The following is a 17085-nucleotide window of genomic DNA, read 5'->3' as shown; positions in this document are numbered from 1 at the left end:
GGCCTAGCCGTAAACCCATTCGTGGACCGGGATCCCGAACAGCTTGAGGATGACAGTCAGGTCTTCACTCGCGATACGACCATTCGCCGCGTCGCGGGCTTTCGGCTTGGCGCGATAGGCAATCCCATAGTCGGCCGCCTGGATCATCGGGATGTCGTTCGCCCCATCACCGGTCGCCAGCACCCTGGCGCCCTCGCCGAGCTTCTCCCGCTCTTCCTGTAGCGTGGCGAGCTTCGTGGAAGCGTCGCTGATTGGTCCCACCAGGGATCCGGTGAGCTTCCCATCGGCCACCGCCAGGCGATTGCCGACCACACGCTCGAACCCGAGCTGCGTCGCGACCGGATCGGCAAAATGGTGGAATCCCCCGGTTACCAGCACCGTACGACAACCCTTTGAACGGAGCGTTGCTACCAGCGTCCTCGCACCCGCGACGGGAACTATTCTCTCTTCAAGACAACGATCTATCGCGCCTTCTTCGAGACCTTCGAGCAACCCGACCCGCTCCAGCAACGCGCTGCGGAAATCGAGTTCGCCCAGCATTGCCCGCTCGGTTATCTCCGCCACGCGATCCTTGATCCCTGCGAAGTCGGCCAGCTCGTCGATGCATTCCTGCCCGATCATGGTGGAATCCATATCCGAGACGAACAGTCGCGGGACTTCGATCTGGTGATCGGCGACAAGCAGGTCGCATTGTCCGAAATGCGCCACCAGCTTTTCGGTAAGTGCCTGGCGATGCCCCTCTGGGAGCGAGAACTGGAGCACGTCGCCGCAAGAATCGAGCAGTCCCGCCATCGCGACCGGCATGCCCGCTTCGGCCAAGGCCTTGATCGCCGCATCCATGCGGGTTTCGATGCCGTCCTGGTCTGCTATCAGCCGGGCGATGAGCACTTTGCAACCTCCTGACAATCCGGGGCCGAGGCCGCCGGTCGCGCTCATTGCAGGGCCGACCGCCAGCGGCAAGAGCGATCTCGCGGTGAAATTGGCCCAATGGCTGGAAGAGTCGGGCCGTCGCGGCGTCGTGATCAATTCCGATAGCGCGCAGGTCTATTCGGACCTGCAAATCCTGTCGGCCCGCCCCACCGAGGCGGAGATGGGCGGGATCGAGCATCGCCTGTTCGGCGCCTGGGATGGTGCACAGGCCTGCTCGGCGGCAGATTGGGCCGCGGCTGCGCAGCGCGAGATTGCCAGCCTGCACGCGGAAGGCGCCATCCCGATCCTGTGCGGCGGGACCGGCCTCTACATGCGCACCCTCCTCGATGGCATTGCCCCGGTTCCGGCGATCGAGCCCGAAGTTCGAGCAGCAGTCCGGGCCCTGTCACAGGTGGAAGCGAGGTCTGCACTCGAACGGGAAGATCCCTCTGCTGCGGCGCGTTTGGCCCCGGCCGACGCGGCCCGCACAACGCGGGCACTCGAAGTGATCCGGTCGACAGGCCGCACGCTGGCCGACTGGCAGGCCCACAAGGAGGGAGGAATCGGCGCGGGCGTAACCCTACGCGCACTGGTCCTGCTGCCGGAGCGGGAATGGCTCTACGAACGCTGCGATCGGCGGTTCCTGCAGATGATGGATCGTGGGGCCTTGGCCGAGGTCGAAAGGCTGCTCGCGCGCGATCTCGACCCGTCGCTCCCGGTCATGCGGGCGATCGGCGTGCCGGAGCTCACGGCCCATCTCAAAGGCGAACTTGGGCGCGATGAAGCAATCGCCGCTGGCCAGATTGCCACGCGCCAGTACGCGAAGAGGCAATACACGTGGTTTCGCCACCAACCACCGGCGGAATGGGATCGCGTGGAAAACAAAAATATCAACGTACCAGAGTTTTTTGTATCTTTGTTACGTGAAACGAGTTGACTTTGTAACCGACAGGCCCATAAAGAAGGTCCCGTCGGCCCGGCACTTCAGACCCCAGTGCCGGGCCGATTTGTCACTTTAATCCATGAAAACGGGTCGGAGGGTAACGTGAGCACCGAGCGCAGCGGCGCCGCCATATTGATGGAATGCCTCAAGCGGCAGGGAGTCGAATTCGTCTTCGGCTATCCCGGCGGCGCGGTATTGCCGATCTACGACGAACTCTTCGCCGACGAAGACATTCGCCATATCCTCGTGCGCCATGAAGCCGGGGCAGCCCACGCTGCCGAAGGCTATGCGCGGTCGACCGGCAAGCCCGGCGTGGTGCTCGTCACCAGCGGCCCCGGCGCGACCAATGCGGTCACCGGGATCGCCGACGCCTACATGGATTCGATCCCGATGGTGGTCATCACCGGGCAAGTGCCGACCGCGCTGATCGGGACCGATGCGTTCCAGGAAGCCGACACCATCGGCCTCACCCGGCATTGCACCAAGCACAATTACCTCGTGAAAGATCCCGAACGCCTGTGCGCGACGATCGATGAAGCCTTCCGTATCGCAACCACCGGCCGCCCGGGTCCGGTGTTGATCGACATCCCCAAGGACGTCCAGATCGCGATGGCGTGCTGGGACAATCAGGATCAGGCACCCCTACCCTCGCATCGCTACCAGCCCCGGATGGTCGGCGCAGCGGATGAAATCGCCGAGGCAATCGAAATGCTGGCCACGGCCGAGCGTCCCGTCTTCTATACCGGCGGCGGCGTGATCAATGCCGGCCCGCGCGCGACGGAGATGCTGCGCGCACTCCAGCATCGCACCGGTGCCCCCGTCACCAGCACGCTTATGGGCCTCGGCGCCTTCCCCGCCGAGCATCCCGACTGGCTCGGCATGCTGGGCATGCACGGGACCTACGAAGCAAACATGGCGATGAACAAGGCCGACCTGATCGTGGCCATCGGCGCGCGCTTCGACGACCGCGTGACCGGACGCCTCGATGCCTTTGCGCCCGAGGCCAAGAAGATCCACATCGACATCGACCGCGCAAGCATCAATAAGATCGTTCCGGTCGAATTGGGTATCGTCGGTGATTGCGCCCAGGTCCTCGAGCAGCTGCTCGAAGCCTGGGGTAGCCGCAAGCCGCGCGACCTGAGCGAGTGGAAGGCCCGCATCCTTGGGTGGAAGGCGCGCGACTGTCTCGCCTATCCCGACAAGGGCAGTGACCTCATCATGCCGCAGAAGAGCATCGAGCGGTTGTTCGCGTTGACCAGGGATTACGACCCGATCATCACCACCGAGGTCGGTCAGCACCAGATGTGGGCGGCGCAGTATTTCCGGTTCTTCGGTCCCAATCGCTGGCTTACCAGCGGTGGCCTCGGCACGATGGGATACGGCCTGCCCGCCGCGATCGGCGCGCAGCTCGGCAATCCGGGACGCCTGGTGATCGACATCGCCGGCGAAGCGAGCATCCAGATGAACATCCAGGAGCTTGGTACGGCCAGCCAGTATCGCCTGCCGGTCAAGGTGTTCATCCTCAACAACGAATACATGGGCATGGTCCGCCAATGGCAGGAACTGACCTATGAAAGCCGCTATTCGAACAGCTATTCGGACAGCCTGCCGGACTTCGTGAAGCTGGCTGAAGCCTATGGCTGGAAGGGCATCCGCATCGAGGACGAAAGCCAGCTCGACGCCGGGATCGCAGCCATGCTGGCGCATGACGGCCCGGTCATCGTCGATTGCATGGTGGCCAAGGAAGCCAATTGCTTCCCGATGATCCCGAGCGGCGCAGCGCACACCGACATGCTGCTCTATGGCGACCGTGTCGAAGGCACGATGGACGACGAAGCGAAAGCACTGGTTTGATGGGTATGCACGCAAGGATTCCCGAGCAGTTCGCTGCACGCGCTGAGCGCAGGCACTGGTTCAACCGCACCGATGCAGCCGAGCTGCTCGACTGGCTGGAGGACAGTGGTTGCCGCTTCATCGGCATGGAAGTGGCCGAGAAGCGTGCGGACGGCACCTGGACGCTGCTCGACGAAACGCTCGACCTGGGTCGGCAGACCGACAATTTCGAAGCTGTCCGCCTCGGTCGCGTATTCCTGTCCGAGTACGACGGCGAAGGGCGGATGTTCGAACCCGTGTGGCAGGACATGCGAGCATGAAGATCGCCCAGCAGGCCAGCGAGCGGCACGTCCTCAACGTGATCGTCGATAACGAGGCGGGTATCCTCGCCAAGATCGCGGGGCTGTTCACCGCGCGCGGCTACAACATCGACAGCCTGACCGTGGCCGATATATCCGAGGACCACGCGATCAGCCGCATCACCATCGTCACCAACGGCCCCGAACCGGTGATCGACCAGATCCGCGCACAGCTCGAACGGCTTGTGCCCGTCCACAAGGTTATCGACCTCACTGAAAGTGGCGCGCATGTCGAACGTGAACTGGCGCTGGTGAAGGTTGCCGGTAAAGGCGACAACCGGGTTGAAGCCCTGCGGATCGCGGAGCTGTTCCGCGCCAACGTGGTGGATACAACCACCAGCAGCTTCGTCTTCGAGCTCACCGGCTCGCCGGACAAGATCCACAGTTTCATCACCCTGATGCGCGAACTCGGCCTGGTCGAGGTCGGTCGCTCGGGGATCGTGGGAATGATGCGCGGCGCCGGGCACGACTGACGCCGCATCTGACGTGAGGAAAACAATGCAAGTCTATTACGATACCGATTGCGACCAGCAGCTGATCAAGGGGAAGAAGGTCGCCATTGTCGGTTACGGCAGCCAGGGCCACGCCCATGCCCAGAACCTGCGTGACAGCGGCGTGGGCGAAGTCGCCGTTGCCCTTCGCCCCGGCTCGGCCACTGCGCGCAAGGCGGAAGGCGCCGGCTTCCCGGTCAAGACCGTCGCGGAAGCTGCCGAATGGGCCGACGTCCTGATGATCCTCGCGCCCGACGAGCACCAGGCCGCGATCTACGCCAATGAAGTGGCGGGCAAGATGAAGCCAGGCAGCGCGCTCGCTTTCGCGCATGGCCTCAACATTCACTTTGGCCTGATCGATCCGCCGGCCGACGTCGACGTGATCATGATCGCGCCCAAGGGCCCCGGCCACACCGTGCGCGGTGAATACCTCAAGGGTGGCGGCGTGCCCTGCCTCATCGCCGTGCACCAGGAAAGCAACCAGTCGGGCGGCAATGGCTTCGCCAAGCAGCTCGCGCTGTCCTACGCCAGCGCGGTCGGCGGCGGCCGCTCGGGCATTATCGAAACCAACTTCAAGGAAGAGTGCGAAACCGACCTGTTCGGCGAGCAGGCCGTGCTTTGCGGTGGCATCACCCACCTGATCCAGGCCGGGTTCGAAACGCTGGTCGAAGCTGGCTACGCACCCGAAATGGCCTATTTCGAGTGCCTCCACGAGACCAAGCTGATCGTCGACCTGCTTTATGAAGGTGGCATCGCCAACATGCGTTATTCGATCTCGAACACCGCCGAGTACGGCGACATCAAGACCGGTCCGCGCATCATCACCGAAGAGACCAAGGCCGAAATGAAGCGCGTCCTCAAGGACATCCAGTCGGGCCGCTTCGTGAAGGACTTCGTGCTCGACAACCAGGCGGGCCAGCCCGAGTTGAAGGCAAGTCGCAAGGCCGCCGCTGCGCACCCGATCGAGCAGACCGGCGCACAGCTGCGCGCCATGATGCCCTGGATCGGCGCAAACAAGCTGGTCGACAAGGACAAGAACTGACAGTTAGGACGCGCTCATGGAGAGAGAGGCCATGGGCGCGTCCGACGAATTACCCTTCGCCTGCAAATGTGGCTCGGTGACCGGCGTCATCGAGCATGCGAATCCGCAGGAGGGCGACCGTGTGGTATGCCACTGCGTCGACTGCCGCGACCTCGTACGGCATCTGGGCCAGGAAGCCCGCGTCCTCGACGATCTCGGCGGCACCGATCTGTATCAGTCCCGCTGCGCACGGGTGAGACTGCAGTCGGGCCGAGATAAACTGGCAAGCCTCCATATGACCGAGGGCAAGACACTGCGCTGGTATGCCAGTTGTTGCCAGTCACCGCTGTTCAACACCTATGCGAATGGGCGGGTCCCCTACGTAACGACCCTTCTTGCCAATACCGATGCTGACAAGCGCGACATCCTGCTTGGTGATCCGATCGGCCATGTCTTCCCGGAGCAGGCAACGGGTGATGCCAGCAACCTGCCCGAACTTTCCTTCGCCAGGCTGATGTGGCGTTTCTTCAGGCGAATGCTTAAGGACCTGAGCTCCGGCGACCGGCGACGTAGTGCGCTGTTTGACGCGAGGACACTTGAGCCGATTGCCAAACCACGCCACCTCACATTAGCCGAGCAGGAAGCATTGGGGCGCGCATGAAGCTGACCGACTGCCACAACATCGACGACTTCCGCCGCCTTGCGAAACAACGGCTGCCCTGGCCGGTGTTCGATTACATCGACGGGGCAGCGGACGACGAAATCACCAAGGCGCGCAACACCAGTGCCTTCGACGAGGTCGACCTGGTGCCCAACGTCCTCGCGGGCGTGGGCACAATCGACACGTCCTGCTCCATCATGGGCCGCAAGAGCGCCCTGCCCCTGATGCTCAGCCCCACGGCGCTGCAGCGCGCCTTCCACCGCGATGGCGAACGTGCGGTAGCCAAGGCAGCGGAGAAGTTCGGCGTATGGTTCGGCATCTCCAGCCTTGCCACGCATTCAATCGAGGAAATTGCCGAGCTCACCAGCGGACCCAAGCTGTTCCAGCTCTACGTCCACAAGGACAAGGGCCTCAACGCAAGCATGATCGAGCGCTGCCAGGCGGCTAAGTTCGACGCCATTGCGCTGACAGTCGATACCATCGTTTCGGGCAAGCGCGAAAGATGCCTGCGTTCGGGCTTCACTACCCCGCCCCGCTTCACCGCCAGTGCCTTATGGAGCTACGCCACGCGCCCGCGCTGGACGCTCGACTATGTTTTTGGGCCGAAGTTCCGCCTGCCCAACCTCGACGCGCATGTGCAGGAAGGGTCCGGCAAGGCGGTCAGTATCCAGGACTATTTCAACACCATGCTCGACGTGGACATGGATTGGGATACCGCTGCGCGAATTCGCCAGGACTGGGGCGGCAAGTTCGCGCTCAAGGGTGTGATGAGCGTAGCCGACGCGCGTCGTGCGGTCGAAATCGGGGCGGATGCCATCATGATCTCGAACCATGGGGGCAGGCAGTTGGACGGCAGCCGCGCGCCCTTCGACCAGTTGCGCGAGATCGTAGACGAGGTCGGTGGCGAGATCGAGATCATCCTCGATGGCGGCGTGCGGCGAGGGACGCATGTGCTCAAGAGCCTTGCCGCCGGAGCGACCGCAGCTTCAGGCGGGCGGCTCTATCTCTACGCGCTTGCCGCAGCCGGGCAGCCGGGGGTCGAACGCGCGGTCAATATCCTCAAGGAAGAGATCGAACGCGCGATGCGCCTGATGGGCGTGACGTCGGTCGATCAGTTGACCCCCGACCGCTTGCGCTGGCGCTAAACCATCTTGGTGAAGCAGGCGCGCAGTTCCTTCACGAACAGTTCGGGCTGCTCCCACGCAGCGAAATGCCCACCCTTCTCTACCTCGTTCCAATAGACGAGGTTGGTCAGGGTCCGCTCCGCCCATTCACGCGGAGTCGGCAGGATTTCCCGCGGAAAGGCGCTCGCGCCTGAAGGAATGGCCACCGTTCCAGCACCAAATTGGGCGAAGCTTTCCCAATAGAGCCGCGCCGCCGAGGCGCCGGTGCCGGGCAGCCAGTAGAGCATGATGTCGTCGAGTACCTGGTCCATCGACAGCGCATCCCACGGCGACCCACTATTGTCGGTCCAGTAATACACTTTCTCGAGGATCCACGCGGCGAGGCCGACGGGCGAGTCGACCAACGAATATCCGATCGTCTGCGGCCGCGTGCTCTGTTCCTTGGAGTAGCCGGAATCCCACTCCTGGTAGAAACCGAGCCGCTGCAGCGCCTTGAGCACCTTCGGGTCCTGGCTTTGCAGGTCTTCGGGGCCGGGTCGGCCAAGCGGCATGTTGAGGTGAATGCCCCTGCAACCCTCTGGCGCCAGCTGGCCGATCGCAGTCGTTACCGCGGCGCCCCAGTCGCCGCCCTGGGCAACCCAATGGCCATAGCCGAGGCGGCGCATCAGTTCGGCCCAATCGCGCGCGATCCGTTCGACACCCCAACCCGTCACCGATGGCTTCTGCGAAAAGCCGTAGCCGGGTAGCGAGGGAGCCACGACGTGGAAGGCCATGGCCTGCGGATCGGACGGTTCGGCCAATTCATCGATAACGCCGAGAAACTCGACCACTGACCCAGGCCAGCCATGCGTGATGATCAGCGGCAAAGCGTCCGCGCGCGAGGATTTCTTGTGCAGGAAGTGAACCGACAGGCCGTCGATATTGGTAGTGAACTGGCCGATCTCGTTGAGCCGTTTCTCGCAGCGCCGCCAGTCGTATTCGATCCGCCAATAGGCGACGAGTTCCTTTAGCGCTGCCAGCTTGGTCCCCTGCGACCAGTCATCGACCGGCTCTTCTTCGGGCCAGCGGGTCTGGTCGAGCCGATCGGCAAGACGGACAAGATCGTCCTGCGGGATATCGAGGTGGAAGGGGCAGATCTCGCTCATGCCTGCTCTCCTGTCGCCTTCCGCGAAGCCTCGACCACCCGGGTCATGTCAGCCAGCAGGATGGTACTGGTCGCCTTGGCCAGAACGGTCCCATCGGCGTCCTTGAGGTGGCCTTCGTAGAAGCTGGTCCGCTTCCCGTGCCGCTCGACCCAGGCTTCGGCAATGACCAGCCCCGGCCGCGTCGGCGCGAAGAAGCTGACCTTGAGCTCGAGCGTCATCGGAACGATGCCCGGTCCGTTCCTCGCCATCGCGGCGTGGGCCATTGCGGCATCGATCCACCCGCTGATGAAGCCGCCCTGCACCACGCCGCCCGAATGGCATTGCTCGCGCTTCGCCTCGTATTCCAGGCTCGCGCGACCTTCGGGGTCGACCGACACGACCCGCACCAGTCCCATAGTTTCGTGAAGCGAATGTCCGTCAGCCATGCTCTCTCCAGCAAATCGAGAAATTTAATTTCTCGCGATGCCCAAGCCTGTTTTGCTTTACAACCCCGTCGTGCTTTCGCATAGCAACGCACATGCACAATGCACTCGGCCTTATTCTGCGACTTACACGCCCTTGGGCGTGATAGCTGGCGTGCCGAAGCGGGCGCGCTGAGCGCCCAAGGGATCGAAACCACCCCGTAGCTTCCGCAAATACCGAGATTTTCAATGTCCATGCTCCGCGACCCGAGCGTCAAGTACTCCGCCTTCCCGCAGGTGCCCCTGCCTGACCGACAGTGGCCTGGCCGCACGATCACCACCCCACCCCGGTGGCTGTCCACCGACCTGCGCGACGGCAACCAGGCAATCGTCGACCCGATGGACGCGCACAAGAAGAACCGCTTCTTCGACCTGCTCGTCCAGGTGGGCTTGAAGGAAATCGAGGTCGGCTTTCCCAGCGCCGGTGCGACCGAGTTCGACTTTATCTCGGGCCTCGTGCGATCGGGTCGAATTCCTGACGACGTCTTCGTGCAGGTGCTCACGCAAAGCCGCGAAGACCTGATCCGCACCAGCTTCGCCAGCCTCGCCGGTGCAAAGCAGGCGATCGTCCACCTCTACAATGCAGTCAGCCCCGCCTGGCGTGAGGTCGTGTTCGGCATGACCAAGGACCAGGTGCGGGAAATCGCCGTAACCGGCGCAAAGATCATGCGTGACGAGGCGGCGAAACAGCCGGGGACCGACTGGCATTTCGAATATTCGCCGGAGACCTTCTCCACAGCCGAACTCGATTTCAGCCTCGAGGTTTGCGAAGCGGTGATGGAGGTTCTCCAGCCCACCCCCGACCATCCGATCATCTTCAACCTGCCGGCAACGGTCGAAGCGGCGACACCGAACATCTACGCCGACCAGGTCGAATATTTCATCCGGAACCTGCCCAATCGTGACAGCGCGGTGATCAGCCTGCACACGCACAACGACCGCGGAACCGGCGTGGCCGCGGCGGAACTGGCGCTGATGGCAGGAGCGGACCGCGTCGAAGGCTGCCTGTTCGGCAATGGGGAGCGTACTGGCAATTGTTGCCTCGTGACGATGGCGCTCAACATGTACACGCAAGGCGTCGACCCGGGCCTCGACTTTTCCGACATCGACCGGGTGATCGAGACGGTCGAGTACTGCAACCAGATCCCCGTCCACCAGCGCCATCCCTATGGCGGCGAGCTGGTCTTCACTGCTTTCTCGGGCAGCCACCAGGACGCGATCAAGAAGGGCTTTGCCGCACAAGAGACGCAGAACTCGCCGACCTGGCGCGTGCCCTATTTGCCCATCGACCCGGCCGATCTCGGCCGCAGTTACGAAGCGGTAATCCGCGTCAATTCGCAGTCCGGCAAGGGCGGCTTTGCCTGGGTGCTCGAACAGGACAAGGGCCTCAAGCTACCCAAGCGGATGCAAGCCGATTTCAGCCCACACGTCCAGCGCATGGCTGACGAACTGGGTCGCGAACTCAACGCCAGCGATATCTGGGACGCTTTCCGTCACGCCTACTACGTCAAGATGGAACCGCGCCGCTTCCGCCTGGTCGATTACGAGGAAAGCCGTGCCAGCGACGGCACGCGCCTGTTCGCGGGCACCATCGAGGTCGATGGCAAGGAACAGAGCGTTTCAGGGCGCGGCAATGGCCTGATCTCAAGTGTGATGACCACACTGCGCGATGCCTTCGGGGTCGAGCTCGAGGTGGTCGACTACAACGAACACGCACTTGGCGCAGGAACCAGCGCCAACGCCGCCGCCTACCTCGAATGCCGTACGCCCGAAGGCAAGACCGTCTGGGGCTGCGGTATCGACGAGGACATCGCGACCGCGAGCGTGCGTGCCGTGCTCAGTGCAGCAAACTCTGTCGGTTGATCTAACGGATAAGTACGACGCTCACTTCACGTGAGCGTCGTACCAGTCCAGCCAGCGCTTCAGTCGATCGATCTTGAAGCTCGGTCGGCTGATCCCGTGAAATTCGCCTGGGTAAATCACCATCCGCGTCTCGATCCCGCGCGAACGCAGGCCCTGGTACATCTGCTCGGTCGCCAGTGTGGGCACGTTGACGTCCTCACCGCCGACCATGAACAAGGTCGGCGTCACGATGCGGTCATTGTGCAGGAAGGGGTAGCTGAGCTTCTCCCAGACCTCCTGGTTTTCCCAGGGATATCCCAGCTCGACATCGTATTCGTAGACGTAGTGATCGGTGCCATATCCGGCGAGGATATTGCCGATCGAGGCCCCGCTCATCGCCGCCTTGAACCGCGTGTCACTGGCAATGGTGTAGTTGGTCAGCATGCCGCCATAGGACCACCCGCCGATGACCAGTTTGTCTGGATCGGCGATGCCTTCGGCCACCGCATGATCCACTGCAGCCAGCACGTCCTCAACGTCGACCGTGCCCCAGGCCGCATCGATCCCGGCGGCATGGGCTTGACCATAGCCGGTGCTGCCGCGCGGGTTGACGGTAATCACCGCATATCCGCCCCCCGAGAATATCTCGCGCATGATGTCGAAACTGACATCGAACTGCGAGGTCGGGCCACCATGAATATAGAGCATGGTCGGCACACGTGAGCCCTTGCGGTATCCCGGCGGCGTCTGGATGAAGCCGCGCACTTCGGTGCCGTCCTTGCTGGTGACGCTGATGCGCTCAACCTTGCCCAGTTCGAGGTTCTTGGCGAACTCGACATTGTGCGAAGTAAGTGCGCGAAGCTTGCCATTATCCAGCGCATAGATCTCGTCTGGAGCGGTCAGCTGACCGACCCGCATCGCGACATGCCCGTTGGGCGCTACCGTGGGTTCGGAAAACACCCACTCGCCGCTCTTCACATTGCTCACCGAACCGCCGACGGCCGGCACGCTGGCAAGCCGCTGGACACCGTCATCCTCGACGATGAAGCTGATCGTCGATCCATCGGTCGACCAGAAGGGGTTGAGGACGTTGCGGTCGAGCGTTTCGGTCAACACGCGTTCCTCGCCCCCACCAGATGGGACAACCGCAAGGTCGGTCGTGGCATACCAGATCAGCGATGGATCGCCTGTGCGCAGATAGGCGATCTGCGAGCCGTCTGGACTCCATGCAGGATATGAACCGAAGCCAGGATCGCTGTCCGCGCCTCCATACTTGGTGATTTGTTTCGGTGCCTGTCCCGGCTTCGCGACATCGGCAGTCCAGATATTGAAGTCCGGTGAGCGTTCGGCGTCGGGAATACGGCGCGAAACGAAGGCGACGCGTTTGCCGTCAGGCGACCAGGCTGGAAGCGCTTCGTCGAAGTCACCATCGGTCAGGCGTTCCGCCTTGCCGCTGGCGATATCATAGAGCCACAGCCGTTCGCGGCGATTGTCGAGGTAGCCGATACCGTCTTCCTTGAAGCGATAGCGGTCGATCACGATCGGTTCGGGACGGTCCTTGGCCTCACCCTCCCTCTTGGGCTTGGGGTCCTGCACCACCAGCACCAGGCGCTTACCATCGGGGGAGAAGGCATAATCGCTGGCTGAGCCCTCAATGCCGGGCAAAGGATAGGCTTCACCCCCGGCACGTGGAAGGAGCCAGAGACGCGCCGGTGCATCATCGGCTTCATCATCCTCTGAAGCTCGCGAAGAGATGAAAGCGATCGCGCTGCCATCGGGGCTGAAGCGCGGGGCGCTCTCGCTTTCGCCCTTGCGACTGGTCAGCCGGCGCGCACCTGAACCGTCCCACTGAGCGATCCAGATATGGCTGATCTGTTCGTCTTCAGCGACGTCAGCCACTTCTAGGGTGTAGACGACAGACTGTCCGTCAGCTGAGATTTCGGGTTCCGAGACTTGCTCGACCCTGACGATATCGGTTGGTCCCGCCTTAGCAGCCCAGGCTTGCTGCGGCACCACCAACGCAAGAATTGTAGCCGAGAATAGTCTCGCCCGCATATATATCTCTCCCCGATATTTATCGCTCTTGCTTACGCATTCTGGGCCCGCAAGCAATCGCGCAGCATTCGGCCAAGAGGAGCCAAGCGACAATTCACTGCCTTCCGCAGGCGCTTACGGGCTCCTCCGCGCTTGACCAGCTTGTTCAAATCTAACGAAAGCGAAATCGCTTGCGGCTGCCTGCGAAGGAGGGAGTTCCCAATATCTCGCCCCCATGAGCTAACAGCTATGCAGCTGCACGGGTTCCGGCGTTCCTAAGTCAAGGCCCCCGTTTGTGATGATTTGAACAGCGCCCGAAGGGGACTCGCGCTGAAGTACAGTGACGCATACCGGAGCTGAAGATCGGCGAAACTGATCATACTGCGCGTAGGGTATTGGAATATCGACATTCCTTGCACCAAAAGGGTCGATCTTAATCTTGTACGTATCGGGGCGACGCCTGCGAGTGTTCCGCACGAACGATTGCACCGGATAAACGGCTGGCTCCCAGGATGCATCGGAACCAAAGAACGCGAGGTGCTCGGCCATGCGCCAAACCGTGACGTTCCCCCACATTCCGGCAAGAAGCGGTGCAACGAGGAAAACCACCAGGTAGTCTCCAAGGCGGCGCCGACGACCAGTCCGATTTAGCAAGCGCCAAAAGGCGAGTGCAAAGCCCAACACCGCACATGTTGCAGTGACACCAAAGTTAAGGTCCGGATTAATCGGGGTAACGAGTACGGAATCTGAAAAGAAATCATCGATCGAAATGACTGCAAGGATCGAGACAAAGCCTAACCAGACCCAATTACGCCTATCTTCAATATCAAAGAAGGATTTGTCGTGCGATTCCTGCTCGACGAGCAAACTTCTCTCAAGCTCCCACCGCTCCGGCGTAGGCTCCATATTCCTGTATGGCTGCAGTTTATCTGGACTCCTACGCAGTCCCTTCCTGCCAAAACTCATTTGCGACCTCTGATCCGATATTCAGATGTCGCGCACTAGTCACCGTTTCTTCCTCAAAGATTACCATTTACTATTTTTCGGGACGACAAGAATGCTTTCCTAGCCTGAGCTCATGCTACACAGGGTCGCTGTGAACCCACCCATTCTCTCCGCACTATCGCACACGGGAAGCTATCAAGGATTGGCCTCCAGTTTTCCTTGCCAGAACCGTGTTCCATGTGTTCCATCCAGAAGGGAAGGCTCCGGGGGTATCCGACATCGGTCCTACACGGCGCCAGGGAGAGAGAGCCTGCCATGACCGAAGTAATCCTCGAACCGGACCTGCCCATCGTCGATCCGCACCATCACCTGTGGGACCTGCGCCCGCTGATGGGCGCGTTTCCCGAACCGCGGCACGACTTCCTCGAAGCTATCGCCGGCGCGGCATACTACACTTTCGATGAACTTCATGCCGACACACATAGCGGCCACAACATCGTGGCGACGGTATTCATGGAATGCGGTGCCTTCTATGATGCGAGCCGGGGCGAAGCACTGAAGTCAGTCGGCGAAGTCGAGTTCGTCAATGGGGTGGCGGCGCAGGGGGCAAGCGGTCTTTACGGCAATTACCGCCCTTGCGCCGCAATCGTCGGTCATGCCGACCTTACCTTGGGCGATGCAGTCAAACCGGTCGTCGAGGCGCTGATCGCGGCGGGCAATGGGCGGTTCTGCGGCATTCGCCACGCAGCGGCGTGGGACGCCGATCCGGAGGTGCTCGGTCCGCCCTTCCACGCGCCCCAGGGCCTGTATGGCAGCGATACCTTTCGCGCAGGATTTGCCGCCTATGCCGACTACGGCCTTACATTCGATGCCTGGCTGCTCGAGCCGCAGCTTGGCGATGTGCTGGAACTGGCGAAAGCCTTCCCCGACCAGCAGATCGTGCTCGACCATTGCGGCACTCCGCTCAACATCGCCAGCTATCGTGGCAAGCTGCACGAGCGTTTCGACGCATGGCGTCATTCAATTCACGCCATCGCCGACTGTCCCAATGTCTCGGTCAAACTGGGCGGGCTGGCGATGGCCTTCTGCGGCCTGCCCGAGGATGGGCCGGCCAAGGGCTACGGATCCGAACATCTCGCTGCGCTTTGGCGCCCCTATGTCGATACATGCATCGATGCCTTCGGCCCCGACCGCGCCATGTTCGAAAGCAATTACCCGGTCGATCGCTGGGGGGCGAGCTACGCAGTATTGTGGAACGCTTTCAAGCGATTGGCGCAGGGTGCCAGCCCCGATGAGAAGCGTGCGCTGTTTTCCGGAACCGCAGCGCGCATCTACGGCATAGAACACCTGCTCGATTGAAGCTGACGTTTACGTAACGTCACGCTCGACAAGCGCTCGCGTGCGCCATAAGCCATACCCAAGTTTCAGAATGCAACGGAGATAACGGATGCCCCTTCCCGCCCCTTTTGACCGGATGCGCCTGCCCGTCATCGGTTCGCCGCTATTCATCGTTTCGGGGCCGGAACTCGTCATCGCCCAGTGTAAGGCAGGCATCGTAGGCAGCTTCCCCGCGCTCAACGCGCGTCCGCAAAGCCAGCTCGACGAGTGGCTGCACCAGATCACCGAGGAACTGGCCGCGCATAACCGCGCCAACCCCGATCGTCCGGCAGCGCCCTACGCGGTCAACCAGATCGTCCACAAGTCGAACGACCGCCTCGATGCGGACATGGCGACCTGCGCCAAGTGGCAGGTGCCGCTTGTCATTACCTCGCTCGGCGCGCTTGAGGATGTATTCTCCGCCGTGAAAGGCTGGGGCGGGATCACCATGCACGACGTGATCAACGATCGCTTTGCGCGCAAGGCGATCGAAAAGGGTGCTACCGGCCTGATCCCCGTTGCCGCCGGTGCAGGCGGCCATGCCGGCGTGCTCAGCCCCTTTGCGCTAATGCAGGAAATCCGTAGCTGGTTCGATGGGCTTGTGGCGCTCTCGGGATCGATCGCGCACGGCCGCTCGATCCTTGCCGCGCAAGCGCTTGGCGCGGACTTCGCCTATATCGGTTCGCCCTGGATCGCCACCACCGAAGCCAATGCCGACCAGCGCTACAAGGACGCCATCGTCGAAGCCAGCGCGAGCGGCATCGTCTACACCAACCTCTTCACCGGTGTGCACGGCAACTACCTGCGGTCGAGCATCGAGGCCGCCGGGCTCAATCCCGACGACCTGCCCCAGAGCGATCCTTCGAAGATGAACTTCGGCAGCGGCGGTAATACCAAGGCGAAGGCGTGGAAGGACATCTGGGGTTCGGGTCAGGGCATCGGCACGGTCACCGAAACCGCCCCGGTCGAAGCCACCGTGGCGCGGCTGGAGCGCGAGTACGAAGCAGCCAAGGTAGCCCTGGCTGCGGCAACGGCCTAGGCCTGCTCGACTAGCACGGTAGCGCCGTCGCTCGACGGCTTGAGCCGTAGCGAGCCCCACTTGCCAAGATGAAGTTCGACCGGGTCGCAAATCGGCCCGGTCGCTACAAGTTCATGGACAAGGTGGTGGGCCAGATCCGTTGCCGTCGTCTCGTCCCGCGAGAGCCACTCCGAGAGCTCGATTTCCTGCCCCGTGAAATAGGCTAGGCCGTAACTTCGCAGGCAATCCACGCTCCCCTTGCCAATGTGCAGCAATGCCCTTGCCGGAAAGGCACCTCCAGCAAGCCAGTCCGTTACAACACTGCTGAACAAGGCCGGGGGCAGAACCGTACCCGCCGCCGCCCAGCAAACCGCCACAAGCCCGGGCAGTTCTTCGATAAGCTCGACAGCAACGGCAAGCTGCGTTCGCACGACCGGGAGGCTCGCCGATCCGGCCGCGAGGTGCGGACCGGGCGCAAGACCGATCGCCTCAACCATATCAAGCGAGAGTTCAGAAGGGTTGCCGACCTTATGGAGGTTAACCGGTACGGCAAGCGAAGGGCCACCGGACAAGCCGACTAGATCGAATGTCAGGCCATCGCGTTGCAGCTCAAGCCAGTTGTCGGTCTGACATGCAGTCACTCCGGTGTCGTCCGAACAACGCTTATCGGATGCGTCCAATTGCGCGGGGTCATGGCTGATCGAGGTGCGTCCGCCCCAATCCATCGCGGCGATGATATGACTTCGCTCGGGCCGGTTCCCGCTACCAAACAGCAATAGCAATCCGGATTGGCCAATAGCCGCATCTGCGAAAGAGTGTGCAATTGTCATTCAGGCAGGATTACAGACTCGATTTCTTTTTTCACTCCCGTTCATATTGAAAAATATGGAAAAATATCCGGTGCGGATGAGAATCCCGTCAG

16 protein-coding genes are annotated in these 17085 nt (G+C 62.0%); 10 read left to right on the top strand and 6 right to left on the bottom strand.

What is annotated here, in order from left to right; translation table 11 throughout:
- Positions 1–3: 3 nt before the first annotated feature.
- The gene (gene serB, locus HQR01_RS08910) at positions 4–888 is read right to left on the bottom strand and encodes a phosphoserine phosphatase SerB (RefSeq protein WP_234030099.1); all 885 of its coding nucleotides are present in this window, start codon (positions 886–888) and stop codon (positions 4–6) included.
- Between serB and miaA the strand changes: the two genes are divergently transcribed.
- The 7 genes from miaA (at position 881) to HQR01_RS08875 (ending at position 7362) form a co-directional block, all read left to right on the top strand.
- Complete coding sequence (gene miaA / locus HQR01_RS08905) at positions 881–1846, top strand: tRNA (adenosine(37)-N6)-dimethylallyltransferase MiaA (RefSeq protein ID WP_173214421.1); 966 nt, start codon at positions 881–883, stop codon at positions 1844–1846. The two genes, serB and miaA, sit on opposite strands and share 8 nt — an antisense overlap.
- A gap of 108 nt (positions 1847–1954) precedes the next feature.
- Positions 1955–3706, top strand: coding sequence for a biosynthetic-type acetolactate synthase large subunit (ilvB, locus tag HQR01_RS08900; RefSeq protein ID WP_173214419.1), 1752 nt, complete (start codon positions 1955–1957; stop codon positions 3704–3706).
- Complete coding sequence (locus tag HQR01_RS08895; protein WP_173214416.1) at positions 3706–4005, top strand: hypothetical protein; 300 nt, start codon at positions 3706–3708, stop codon at positions 4003–4005. Before ilvB ends, HQR01_RS08895 begins: the two co-directional genes overlap by 1 nt.
- On the top strand, positions 4002–4517 hold the full coding sequence (ilvN, locus tag HQR01_RS08890) for an acetolactate synthase small subunit (protein ID WP_173214414.1): 516 nt from the start codon (positions 4002–4004) through the stop codon (positions 4515–4517). Before HQR01_RS08895 ends, ilvN begins: the two co-directional genes overlap by 4 nt.
- Before the next feature lie 25 nt (positions 4518–4542).
- The gene (gene ilvC, locus HQR01_RS08885) at positions 4543–5577 is read left to right on the top strand and encodes a ketol-acid reductoisomerase (protein WP_173214405.1); all 1035 of its coding nucleotides are present in this window, start codon (positions 4543–4545) and stop codon (positions 5575–5577) included.
- A gap of 31 nt (positions 5578–5608) precedes the next feature.
- Positions 5609–6217, top strand: a complete 609-nt coding sequence (locus HQR01_RS08880) for a DUF6151 family protein (RefSeq protein ID WP_173214403.1) — start codon at positions 5609–5611, stop codon at positions 6215–6217.
- The gene (locus HQR01_RS08875) at positions 6214–7362 is read left to right on the top strand and encodes an alpha-hydroxy acid oxidase (protein WP_173214402.1); all 1149 of its coding nucleotides are present in this window, start codon (positions 6214–6216) and stop codon (positions 7360–7362) included. The genes HQR01_RS08880 and HQR01_RS08875 overlap by 4 nt, the downstream gene beginning before the upstream one ends.
- Here HQR01_RS08875 and HQR01_RS08870 read toward each other — a convergent pair.
- Together HQR01_RS08870 and HQR01_RS08865 are read right to left on the bottom strand one after the other, a co-directional pair.
- Positions 7359–8486 (bottom strand): epoxide hydrolase family protein, encoded by a 1128-nt coding sequence (locus HQR01_RS08870; protein ID WP_173214400.1) that lies wholly within the window; start codon positions 8484–8486, stop codon positions 7359–7361. The genes HQR01_RS08875 and HQR01_RS08870 overlap by 4 nt on opposite strands.
- The gene (locus HQR01_RS08865; protein WP_173214398.1) at positions 8483–8911 is read right to left on the bottom strand and encodes a PaaI family thioesterase; all 429 of its coding nucleotides are present in this window, start codon (positions 8909–8911) and stop codon (positions 8483–8485) included. Before HQR01_RS08865 ends, HQR01_RS08870 begins: the two co-directional genes overlap by 4 nt.
- 225 nt (positions 8912–9136) lie before the next feature.
- Between HQR01_RS08865 and leuA the strand changes: the two genes are divergently transcribed.
- A complete protein-coding gene (leuA, locus tag HQR01_RS08860; RefSeq protein ID WP_173214396.1) occupies positions 9137–10810 on the top strand; it encodes a 2-isopropylmalate synthase in 1674 nt (557 codons plus the stop codon).
- A gap of 21 nt (positions 10811–10831) precedes the next feature.
- Here leuA and HQR01_RS08855 read toward each other — a convergent pair whose 3' ends face one another.
- Both HQR01_RS08855 and HQR01_RS08850 read right to left on the bottom strand, forming a co-directional pair.
- Positions 10832–12844, bottom strand: coding sequence for a S9 family peptidase (locus tag HQR01_RS08855; RefSeq protein WP_173214394.1), 2013 nt, complete (start codon positions 12842–12844; stop codon positions 10832–10834).
- A gap of 219 nt (positions 12845–13063) precedes the next feature.
- Positions 13064–13690 carry a hypothetical protein gene (locus HQR01_RS08850; protein ID WP_173214392.1) on the bottom strand — a complete coding sequence of 209 codons (627 nt, stop codon included), beginning with the start codon at positions 13688–13690 and terminating at the stop codon, positions 13064–13066.
- A 393-nt stretch (positions 13691–14083) separates the two neighbouring features.
- On the opposite strand from HQR01_RS08850, the gene HQR01_RS08845 reads away from it, so the two are divergent.
- Both HQR01_RS08845 and HQR01_RS08840 read left to right on the top strand, forming a co-directional pair.
- Positions 14084–15127, top strand: a complete 1044-nt coding sequence (locus tag HQR01_RS08845) for an amidohydrolase family protein (protein ID WP_173214390.1) — start codon at positions 14084–14086, stop codon at positions 15125–15127.
- An 88-nt stretch (positions 15128–15215) separates the two neighbouring features.
- The gene (locus HQR01_RS08840; protein ID WP_173214388.1) at positions 15216–16184 is read left to right on the top strand and encodes an NAD(P)H-dependent flavin oxidoreductase; all 969 of its coding nucleotides are present in this window, start codon (positions 15216–15218) and stop codon (positions 16182–16184) included.
- Here the strand turns inward: HQR01_RS08840 and HQR01_RS08835 are convergent.
- Positions 16181–16993, bottom strand: coding sequence for a hypothetical protein (locus HQR01_RS08835; RefSeq protein WP_173214386.1), 813 nt, complete (start codon positions 16991–16993; stop codon positions 16181–16183). The two genes, HQR01_RS08840 and HQR01_RS08835, sit on opposite strands and share 4 nt — an antisense overlap.
- Between the last annotated feature and the right edge of the window lie 92 nt (positions 16994–17085).

The sequence above is a fragment of the Erythrobacter mangrovi genome, from assembly GCF_013260645.1.
GTDB lineage: Bacteria > Pseudomonadota > Alphaproteobacteria > Sphingomonadales > Sphingomonadaceae > Qipengyuania > Qipengyuania mangrovi.
This window is presented reverse-complemented; position numbering and strand designations above follow the sequence as displayed.